Origin of the sequence: Paenibacillus sp. AR247, from assembly GCF_002968895.1 — a bacterium.
Classification (GTDB): domain Bacteria; phylum Bacillota; class Bacilli; order Paenibacillales; family Paenibacillaceae; genus Paenibacillus_AQ; species Paenibacillus_AQ favisporus.
In genome coordinates this window covers 369456-372119 of record NZ_PCZT01000002.1, presented here as the reverse complement: position 1 = coordinate 372119, position 2664 = coordinate 369456, and the positions used below count along the sequence as shown (strand labels likewise).

Genomic DNA, 2664 nt, shown 5'->3' with positions numbered 1-2664 from the left:
CTTACTGGCAGCCATCACATCCGCTGCAGCAGGACATCCTTCACACACTCGCGGACATGGCCGAATATCCGGTCGATCAGATTAAAGTAGGCGTTGACGGCTGCGGATTTCCAATCTTTGCGCTGCCGCTGAAATCGATCGCCACGGCATACCTGAAGCTGGCCTGCCCAGAGCTGATCCGTGATGCCGGGACGCGGGAAGCCGTGCAGCGTATGGTCCGCTATATGCACGCGGCGCCGGACAGTATCGCGAGCCATCAGTTTATCTGCTCGGAGCTGCTGCGGGACGACAACATCGTCGCCAAGGGAGGAGCCAAAGGTGTCTACTGCTTCTCTTTAATTCGGGAACGCGTCGCTTTTGCGCTGAAAGTGATCGACGGCTCGGAGACACCGTGGCCGATCACCGTTGCTTCGATCCTCGAGCAAATCGGATACAGCAACCAGGCCACGATTGACCGTCTGTATACGGTCGTTCCAAAGGAAATCAAGAACGACAACCACATTGTAGTCGGCGAGCGCAGAGCCGCTTTTACCCTGGCAGGTAAGTAAACGCAAGCTTCTAATTGAAGTAATCCTCTCCTTTTTCGAAAAATGCTTCGATCTACGAAACTAGCAATTTGGCAGTAACGAATAGAGGAAGCAGGAGAAACCAAGCACCTGATTGCCATTGACACGCAGTACCGGAAGTTCTTCAGCATGAATGAGCACAAGAGATTCGGATTCACCCGCGGCTTCCTTCGGAAACGGCGGTGCAATCATACATTCACAAAGGGGACATAAAGGAGTGGGACATGCAATGAAAAGGAAAAAGGTAAGCTTGCTGGCGACGCTGCTCGTCGTATCAGCCATTTTCACAGGATGCTCGTTCACCGGCGGCGACAGTAAAGGCGCGAGCTCGGGCACGACGGGGGACACGGGCAATGCCGCACAGACGGCGTCCAAAGAGCTGAGACTGTCCGTAGAAAGCGAAATTAAAGACCTGAATCAATGGGCGGCATCCGACGACGTATCGTTTACGGTGCTGAACAATATCGGAGAAGGGCTGTACCGCCTCGATCCGAAGAACGAGCCACAGCCGGCCATGGCAGAGAGCTCGGAGCTGTCCGAAGACAAACTGACATATACATTCAAGCTGCGCGCTGACGCCAAATGGAGCGACGGATCGCCGGTAACGGCAGCCGATTTCAAGTTCGCCTGGCTGCGTGAAATGGATCCGAAAACCGGAACCAACGGCTATTCCTTTATTATGACGGACTACATTGTTGGTGCAGCCGAGTACGCAGAAGGCGGTTCGGCGGACAAAGTCGGCATCGAAGCGAAGGATGACAAGACGCTGGTCGTTCATTTGAAGCAGCCGACGCCTTACTTCCTGAGACTGACTTCGCTGGCTCCGTACTTCCCGATGAAAGAGGAATTCGTGAAGTCCCAAGGCGAAAGCTATGCGCTGAGCCCGCAAAACATGCTGTTCAACGGTCCTTACACGCTGACTTCGGTCGATGCAGCCAGCGGTGCGGTGCTCGAGAAGAATGCCGGCTACTGGGACGCTGCGAACGTCAAGGTGGATAAAGTAGACCTGAAAGTCATCAAGGAAAAGAGCACGGCGCTGAACGCTTACAAAGCCGGACAGCTTGACCGCGTGCTGCTGCAGTCTTCCGATGTCAATGCATCCAAGTCCGACCCTGGATTCGGAACAGGCATCAACTTCAGAACGACGTACCTGCAGTTCAACCTGAAGGCAGACGGCGTGAGCAACATCAACATCCGCAAAGCGCTGGAATACGGCTTCGACTCCAAGCTGCTGGCGGACCAGGTGCTGAACAACGGTTCCAAAGCCGCTACAGGACTGATTCCGGACCAAATGAGCGCAACGGGAGGCAAAAGCTTCCGCGAAATGCAGGGCGACCTGATCACGCCGGATGCGGCCAAAGCCAAATCCTATTGGGAGCAAGGGGTTAAAGAGCTGGGTAAAGCGCCTAAAATTACGATGCTCGTAGCGGACACCTCCGAAACGAAGGACGTCGCTACCTTTATGCAGAGCGAGTTCAAGAAAAACCTCGGCATCGACGTGGCCATCGACACCAAAACGGCGAAAGCCCGCGGACAATTGATGGACAATAGCCAGTATCAGATGGCGATTACCGCATGGGGCGCCGATTATGATGATGCCATGACGTATCTGGATCTGTGGGCAAACCACACACCGTACCGCGGTAACTATGAAAATCCGAAGTACGACAAGCTGATCACTGACGCCAAGAAAGAAACGGACGAAGCAAGACGGATCGACATGCTGCTGGCTGCCGAAAAAATTCTGACGGCAGAAGACGTCGTGGTCGTTCCAATCTACTTCGGCGGATACTCCTACCTGCTGAGCGATAAAGTCGAAGGACTGGACTACCATCCATACGGCAACCCGGTTGACTTTAAATATGCAAGCATCAAGTAATGCCGCTTCACATGGGCATGTATCGGGAGAGGAGAGAAGCGCGGCTTCTCTCTTTCCCTTTCCTGGATCAAGCTCCGGGACGTAATGAAAATTTTGAAGGCCCCGCGTATTGGGAGGTGCAACATTGAAACGGTATATCGGCATCCGGATCGTATACTTACTGCTGACGTTGTTTATTATTACGACCGCCACCTTTTTCCTGATGAAAGCACTGCCTGG

2 protein-coding genes and 1 pseudogene are annotated in these 2664 nt (G+C 53.7%); all 3 read left to right on the top strand.

All coding sequences use genetic code 11. The features are described 5' to 3' along the window. Window positions 1-548, top strand: a 548-nt coding sequence (locus CPT76_RS02265; RefSeq protein ID WP_146116131.1) for an asparaginase, incomplete at its 5' end; no start/stop codon positions are given. 247 nt (window positions 549-795) lie between these two features. After that, a complete protein-coding gene (locus tag CPT76_RS02260) occupies window positions 796-2445 on the top strand; it encodes a peptide ABC transporter substrate-binding protein (RefSeq protein WP_105441793.1) in 1650 nt (549 codons plus the stop codon). A gap of 124 nt (window positions 2446-2569) precedes the next feature. After that, window positions 2570-2664, top strand: a pseudogene (locus tag CPT76_RS41815) (ABC transporter permease); the annotation flags it as partial.

What these genes read in the sequence shown, in the direction of transcription:
- CPT76_RS02260 (WP_105441793.1), top strand. Translation starts at nt 796, where the DNA reads ATGAAAAGGAAAAAGGTAAGCTTGCTGGCGACGCTGCTCGTCGTATCA.